6 protein-coding genes are annotated in these 7,527 nt (G+C 71.2%); 1 reads left to right on the top strand and 5 read right to left on the bottom strand.

What is annotated here, in order from left to right:
- Window positions 1-153: 153 nt before the first annotated feature.
- The 5 genes from F3T56_RS23630 to F3T56_RS23610 all read right to left on the bottom strand — a co-directional run bounded on the left by F3T56_RS23630 (window position 154) and on the right by F3T56_RS23610 (window position 6,093).
- A complete protein-coding gene (locus F3T56_RS23630) occupies window positions 154-1,308 on the bottom strand; it encodes a HAMP domain-containing sensor histidine kinase (protein WP_149827372.1) in 1,155 nt (384 codons plus the stop codon).
- A 76-nt stretch (window positions 1,309-1,384) separates the two neighbouring features.
- A complete protein-coding gene (locus F3T56_RS23625; RefSeq protein ID WP_149827371.1) occupies window positions 1,385-2,122 on the bottom strand; it encodes a response regulator transcription factor in 738 nt (245 codons plus the stop codon).
- 132 nt (window positions 2,123-2,254) lie between these two features.
- Complete coding sequence (locus F3T56_RS23620; RefSeq protein WP_149827370.1) at window positions 2,255-2,929, bottom strand: spermine/spermidine synthase domain-containing protein; 675 nt, start codon at window positions 2,927-2,929, stop codon at window positions 2,255-2,257.
- Between the two features lie 73 nt (window positions 2,930-3,002).
- Window positions 3,003-4,757, bottom strand: a complete 1,755-nt coding sequence (locus F3T56_RS23615) for a glycoside hydrolase family 3 protein (RefSeq protein ID WP_149827369.1) — start codon at window positions 4,755-4,757, stop codon at window positions 3,003-3,005.
- A 28-nt stretch (window positions 4,758-4,785) separates the two neighbouring features.
- On the bottom strand, window positions 4,786-6,093 hold the full coding sequence (locus tag F3T56_RS23610; protein WP_149827368.1) for an MFS transporter: 1,308 nt from the start codon (window positions 6,091-6,093) through the stop codon (window positions 4,786-4,788).
- A 194-nt stretch (window positions 6,094-6,287) separates the two neighbouring features.
- Here F3T56_RS23610 and F3T56_RS48105 point away from each other — a divergent pair.
- Window positions 6,288-7,527 (top strand): transposase (locus F3T56_RS48105; RefSeq protein ID WP_246203784.1); only part of this gene is annotated, 1,240 nt, incomplete at its 3' end.

Genomic DNA, 7,527 nt, shown 5'->3' with positions numbered 1-7,527 from the left:
CCTTCGACCCCGCTGCGCCTTCGAGCTCGGGTGGATGGGGTTGGGGGGCGGGTGCGGGTGAGTGGGGGCTTGTCGCGCCCACGCGGCGGAGCCGCAAATCCATACGGCCCCGCGCCCTTGCAAAACAGGGGCTGCGCCCTGTTTTGCAGAGGTTCAGGTCTGTAGGGCTCGCTGGCCCGGTAGGGGGGTCGGGGCTCCCGGTAGGGCTACCTGGATGCGGCAGCCCTTTGGGGACTCGGCTACGCCTATGCGGCCGCCGTGGAGGTCTACGGCCCAGCGGGCGATGGCGAGGCCTAGGCCGGTGCCGCCGTCGCTGCCGGGGCCGTGGGGGGAGCTGACGGCGCCGCGGTTGAAGCGTTCGAAGACGCGGTGCCATTCGGACTCGGGGATGCCGGGGCCCTCGTCCAGGACCTCCAGCTCCAGGGACTCGGGGGTGGCGCCGCGGCGGGCCTTCACCGTGACTCTGCCGTGCGGGGGGCTGTGCTTGACCGCGTTGTCGATCAGGTTGGCGACGACCTGGTGGATCCGCTCCGGGTCCGCGTTGGCGGTCAGCTCCGGGGGGTGCACATCGAGGTGCAGGTGGACGTCCGTACGGGTGTGCTTGCCGGAGTCCGAGGCGACGCCGCCGCGCGCGGAGGACACCATCTGGGCCTCCTTGAGGACGCCCGACAGGTACGGCCAGACCTCGAAGCGGCGGCGGCGGAGGGGGACCACGCCGTTGTCCAGGCGGGAGAGGTCCAGGAGGGTCTCCACCAGCCGGCCCAGGCGTTCCGTCTGCTTCAGGGCCGTACGCATCGTCTCGGTGTCGGCCTGCGTGACACCGTCCACGATGTTCTCCAGGACCGCCCGCAGCCCCGCGATGGGGGTGCGCAGCTCGTGGGAGACGTTCGCCACGAGTTCCTTGCGCTGGCGGTCCTGGGTCTCCAGTTCGTCGGCCATGAGGTTGATCGTGTGGGCGAGGTCGCCCAGCTCGTCCCGGCGGTTCTCGCGGACCCGGCGTGTGTAGTCGCCGCGCGAGAAGGCCCGGGCCACCGCGTTCATCTCGTCCAGCGGCGCGGTGAGCGAATGCGCCACGAACTGCGTGATCAACAGTGTGGCGATCATCGAGAACACCGTGATGAAGCGCAGCTCCGTCTCGGTGCGCACCGCGATCATCAGCAGACCCGTGGTGATCAGGACCGAGACGACGACGAGCATGCCCAGCTTCGTCTTGATCGAGAAGGGGCGCAGGCCGCCCAGCGGTCCCGCGCCCTTCCGTGACTGCGCGTCACCCGCATTCCGTGACCGTGGGTCACCGACGCCGCTCATACCGCCACCAGCCCCCTACGCCTGCACGTCCACGCATGTCTGATCCATGCCCTACGCGCCCGGTGCGGGCACCGGCTCAGGGAGTCGGGGTCTCCAGGGCGTACCCCACACCGTGCACCGTGCGGATCCGCTCCGCGCCGATCTTCCGCCGCAGCGCCTTGATGTGGCTGTCCACGGTCCGCGTCCCCGACGCGTCCGCCCAGTCCCACACCTCGGCGAGCAGCTGTTCGCGCGAGAGTACGGCACGCGGGGTGTTCGCGAGGCATACGAGGAGGTCGAACTCGGTGGGCGTGAGGTGGACGTCCTCGCTGCGCACCCGGACCCGGCGCTGCGCGTGGTCGATCTCCAGCTCGCCGAGGCGCAGGATGCCCGAGCGCGGCGTCGTGGCGGCCAGCGCGGCCCGCTCGACCCGGCGCAGCAGGACGTGCACGCGGGCGGCCAGCTCACGCATGGAGAACGGCTTGGTCATGTAGTCGTCGGCGCCGACGCCGAGCCCGACCAGCATGTCCGTCTCGTCGTCCCGGGCGGTGAGCATCAGCACGGGGACGGGCCGCTGGGCCTGGACACGCCTGCACACCTCCAGGCCGTCGAAGCCCGGCAGCATGATGTCGAGGATCAGCAGGTCGGGCTGCCAGGCCTCCGCGGTGTCGACCGCCGCCGGGCCGTCGGACGCGGTCTGGACGACGAAACCCTCGGCGCGCAGGCGGGCCGCGATGGCGTCGACGATCGTCGGGTCGTCCTCAACCACGAGCACGCGACGCTGTGCGCCCGGCGTCGCCGTGGTGTTGCTGTGGGAGGTATGTGTCTGCTCCATCGCCCGCCCCTGTGTTGCTTTCCGGAATCCGTGGGGGTGATCCCTTGACTACGCATGGCTGCGCATGACTGCGATTGACGCTTGAATGATCGGCGCCAGGGAAGCAGGGTACGGGCAGTCACCGCGCCACGGCTATCCAGGTCTTACCGCGAGGTGCACGACGTCCGGAACGCCTCGGGCAACCGGGATCTCTTCGGTACGCACCTGTTGGAACCCGGCATTCCCCAAGGTTTCCTCAAATGGCGGCGAGGGTTGCGCGGACCACACCGCCAGCACCCCACGGGGCCTCAAAACCCTTGCGCAGCTTGCCAAACCGGCCGGTGAGTAGAGGTTTTCGTTGGTCTCGGAGACCGTCCAGTCGGGCCCGTTGTCGATGTCCAGGCACAGCGCGTCGAACGTGGCGGATGTCTCATTGACGTACTCGACGAGATCCGCTTCCACGACGGTCGTGCGAGGGTCGGCGAGGGCGTCCGAAGAGAGTGCGGACAGCGGTCCCGCGCGGTGCCATTCGATGACGGCGGGCTCCCGTTCGACGACGGTGACGGCGCCCCAGCGCGGGTCCGCGGCGGCGTGTGCGACCGAGAAGCCGACGCCCAGACCGCCGATCAGCACACTCGGCCGGAAACGGTCGCCGAGCGCGTCCAGGGCGGCGTCGACGAGCAACCGCTCCGAGCGTCCGTCTGAAGTGTCCATGAGGAAGCACCCGTTGGCGATGATCTGCAACAGCTCTCCGTGCCGCCGCAGCACGACCTCGCCGTACGGGCCCTCGCGCCGGTCGATGACTTCGGGTACGTCGGTGGTACGCATCCGCCAATCTTTACGCGTCCCTAGCGCGGGGGCGGCCGGATTTCGACGTTGCCCGCGTACGGTTCGGGCGGGCTCAGATGTCCAGGCCGTGCCCGTACGGGAAGACCGGGTCCTCGGTGTCGTTGGGGACGTCCGGGCGGGAGGCCGCCACGGCCGCCATGGAGCGAGGGAGTTCGAAGGGCAGCCGTCCCTCGGCCCGCGCCCGGCCGAAGGCCACGTCGAGCAACGCGGTGTCGGAGGCCCCGTAGTCGGCGATGAGCGCGGCCGCCTTCGCCGCGATCTCCGGGAGCACGGCGGGCCGTTCCAGATTGACGCAGACCAGCGTCGGTACGGCGTCCAGCAGCCGCAGGATCTCCTTCAGCCGCTCCTCGCCGAACGCCAGCGACCCGGAGTGGAAGAACGACTCGAACCGGCCCGGCCGTTCCTCGTACGGCGTCCGCAGCCGCAGTACCGCCAGGTCCGCGTGGGCCGGGTCGGCGACGACATTGCCGTACAAGGACGCCGTCTGCGCGCCCACACCCTCCACGTACAGGTTCGGGCGGTCGGTGAGCGGCAGCAGGGAACGGTTCGTCAGGACGGTGAGGGAGCGGCGCTGGGCCGCTGCGCCCAGGGCGGTGAACTCGGCCGCCCCGACGGTCTCCTCGGCCCGGTCCGGATCGGTGTACCGTCTCTCGAAGAGCCCGAGCACGAACTTCGCGCGCAGCAGCCGCCGTACGGAGGCGTCGATCCGCTCCTCCGCGATCCGGCCGGAGCGGACCAACTCCACGATGACGTCCGGACACTGCTCGCCGCCGAACTGGTCGGCGCCCGCGTCCAGCGCCTTCGCCGCGCGCTCGGCGACGGAGAGGTGTTCGACGCCCCAGGCGCGGGCCTCGTGCGGCTCGCCCAGGATGGGGGCGTCGGTAAGCAGGCCCCAGTCGGTGCAGATGATCCCGTCGAAGCCGAGGCGTTCGCGGAGCAGCCCGGTCAGGACGTCACGGTTGAAGCCGAAGCCGACCTCCTCCCAGCCGTCGACGCCGATCGGCTGCCCGTAGTACGGCATCATCTGCGAACACCCCGCCGCGATCGCCGCCTTGAAGGGTGCGAGGTGGTAATCGCGCATCCCGCCCGGATAGATCTGCTCCTTGCCCTGCGGGAAGTGCGGGTCCTCGCCGTCCTTCTGCGGGCCACCGCCCGGGAAGTGCTTGACCATGGCGGCCACGGAACGCGGCCCGAGCCGCGGCCCCTGCAACCCGCGTACGTACGCCCGTACGAGCTCGCTCGTCACCTCGGCGGACGAGCCGAAGGTGCCGGACTGGCGGGCCCAGCGGGGCTCGGTGGCGAGGTCGATCTGCGGATGGAGGGCGACGCGGAAGCCGGTGGACAGGTACTCGCGGCGGACCGTGTCGCCGAACTTCTCCACCAGTTCCGGATCGCCGATCGCGGCGAGGCCCAGCGGTTCGGGCCAGGCCGAGAAGGCGCCGGAGTGGAAGGAGGCGCCCGGGTTGTCGGTGAACGCGTGGCGCGGGTCGGTGGACAGGGTGACCGGGATGCCGAGCCGGGTGTCCGCCGCGAGCGCCTGGAGCCGGTTGACCCACTCGGCCGTCTCCCGGACCCCGTACTGGCCCAGGAGGTTGAAGTGGGTCAGATGGCCGTCCGTGACCAGTTCGGTGGTGCCCTGTCGCAGGAACGGGCCGTCCGTCGCCTCGGCCTCGGCGAGCGTCCCGTCGGCGTTCATCGTCAGCATCGCGTGGAAGAGCTGGCCCGCCTTCTCCGCGAGGGTCATCCGGGCCAGGAGGTCTTCCACCCGTTCGTCGACGGGGCGGGTCGGGTCGCGGTACGGGAGCATCGGCGTTCCTCGATACGGGATACAGGGGCTACTTGACCGAGCGGACGAACTGGACGGCGACGGCGCCCACGACCGAGGCGACGGCGCCGAAGAGGAACAGGGCGCTGTAGTTGCCACCGCCGCCGCTGCCACCGCCGAGGGCGAGCAGGCTCGGGGCGATGATCGGGACGAGGGACTGGGGGAGGGCGTTGCCGATGTTGAGGACGCCCATGGCCTTGGCGGACTCCTCCGGGTTGGGCAGCACGGCGGCGGCCAGCGCCATGTCGACCGAGAGGTACAGCCCCTCGGCGAACCCGAAGACGGCCATGGCGACGAGATACATGCCGAAGGTCTGGGAGGTCGCCACCAGCGCCAGCCCGACGGCCATCCCGAGCGAGGAGCCCAGCACATACGGCTTGCGGCGGCCGGAGCGGTCGGAGAGCTGACCGCCGAGGACCGACCCGACGACGGTCGCCGCGACCATCACCAGGATGCCGACGAAGAACTTGTCGGCGACCTCGATGCCGTCGTACCCCATGCGGTCCATCAGGAAGTAGACGGAGTAGCTGGTCACGCAGGCGGCGCCGGTGAAGACCAGGAAGCGGCCGGCGAAGTTCCACGCGAAGTCGGGGTGCCTGCGCGGATTGACCCAGAAGCTGCGCAGGAACTCCTTGACGCCGAACGGCTCGAACGCGTCGGCGCGCGCCGGGCGGTCCCGGTCTTTCACGACCACGACCAGGAACCCGACGCAGGCGAGGCCGATGAGCCCGGGGACGAGGAAGGCGAGGAACATCGAGCCGCTGAAGACCTGGGCGAGCCCCGAGCCCGCGATCATCGACAGCGACAGCATCATGCCGACGATCCCGGAGACCCGGGCCCGCTGCTGGTCCGGGACCAGGTCCGGCACGCAGGACGTCAGCGCGGCGAGGGTGGCGTTGATGCCGAGCTGCGCGAGGGCCCAGCCGGCCATCAGGGCGAGGACGCCGCCGCCGAGCGCGACGATCAGGAGACCGGCCAGTCCGGCGACCATGCCGCCCAGCAGCCAGGGGCGGCGCCGGCCGAAACGGCCGGTCGTACGGTCGGAGAGGGCGCCGAAGACCGGGTTGCCGAGCATCGCGAGCAGCGCGCCGACGGACAGCACCTGACCGAGGGCCGCACCGCGCTGCGCCTCCGGCACGATCTGGTTCACCCGGAGGGCGAGGGTGACCATGACGGGCGTCAGCACGGCCAGATACGCGCCGAACTGGGCGAGGGCCAGGGCGACGACGAGGCGGGCGGGGGCGGGGCTGATCTGCTCGCTGAGCGGGGAGGCGGAGCCGGGTGGGGAGGGGTGTGCGGCCTCCGGGGTGACAGCCATGAGGTCTCCTGGGGACGGGGACGGCGCCGTGCAGGGTGTTTAACAGTTGACGGATTGGTCTGGGGATCCCTGGTTTTCCTGGGTCTTGGGGTGCGGGGCTGGTAGGGCGGATGGGAGTGCGTAACTCGCATGGGGGTTTGATCGTTGATGTGATGGTCGGGTCGGTGTTTCGGAGTGTGTGAGGGGGTGTCAGGGTGCGGCGGAGGGTGGAGCTGGGCGCGGGGGAGGTGCAGCAGATCGCTGCGGCCTGCGCCCGTGCGCTGCGGGGTGTGGACGCGGTGACCGGGGAGCAGCTGACCGAGGCGGCCCTGGTGGAGCGGGCGGGCTGGCTGACCGGCCTCGTCGAGGCTCTCGCGGCAGGCGTGGTGCGGGAGCACTGGAACCAGGCCGACCTGGCCCGACTCGCCTCGGGTGTCGATCAGTCGGGGGCAGGTCTGCCGTCGCAGTCGTGGATGGCGTTGCGGCGCCTCGGCTGGGCGGTGGCCGTCCCTGTGGGCGTGTATGTGCCGGACCGGGTGGTGCGGATCGCGCAGGAGCAGGCCGGTCGGGTGCTGCGGTCGGCCTGGTGGCGCGCCGAGATCACGACCGCGTTGCTGGCGACCTGGCCCGCCGACCCGGCCCGGCGCAGTGAGGCGGAGTGGCAGGCGCTGCGGGCCGCCCTGCCCGATGGTGGGATGGTGGCGTCGAGTGTGCTGCTGGCCCGCACCCGGCAGATCGCCGACTTCCACACCACGCATCGTCGCCTGCCCGCCGGTCTCACCGAGTGCGAGCCGCCGCCGGGCGGGGGATCGCAGGTGGTCCTCGCGGCCGTCGACAAGCAGCTCGCCACCCTCGAGCGCTGCCCGGAAGATCCCTTCCGCCACGGGGTGTTGACGGTGCGGCTTCCGGTGTGTCCCGATCCTGTATCGCGGGCGGACTGGCATCCGGTGCGGATCCGCTTTCGCCTGCCACCCCACGTCCCCGCCCACGCCGCCCTGTGCGCGCCCACCCTGCGCGTACGGCAAGGGCGGCTCCTCCTGGATGTGCCCTACGCGCTCGCGGTCCCCAAACCGGAACGGGCCGGACACCAGGCCGCGGTGGCCTTCGACTGGGGGCTGAACACCCTGCTCACCGGCGGCACCCTCCGCCTCACCGACGAGACCCAGCCCCGGGTGCTCATCGACGGGCGCCCGCTCTCCTTTCGCGCCGCCGGAGTCCTGGCCAAGGCCGACCGGCTGCGCCTGATCGGCGAGCACATCGGCGCCCGCATCGACCGACTGCGGATCCTGATCACCTCCCGGCAGGAGCGCGGGATGCGCCCCAGCCCCTGGCAGGTGGCGAAGCTCGCAGTGCTGGAGGCCGAGCGGGAGCGGGTGGCCCGGCGGCGGACCCGCCTGAACGCGGCCCTCGCCAGAGCAGCCGCCCGTTTCATGACCGATCACGCGGTCGCGGCCG

Source organism: Streptomyces tailanensis (assembly GCF_008386495.1).
Lineage (GTDB): Bacteria > Actinomycetota > Actinomycetes > Streptomycetales > Streptomycetaceae > Streptomyces > Streptomyces tailanensis.
Note: the sequence above shows the minus strand (reverse complement) of the source record. Positions and strands in the feature narration are given on the sequence as shown.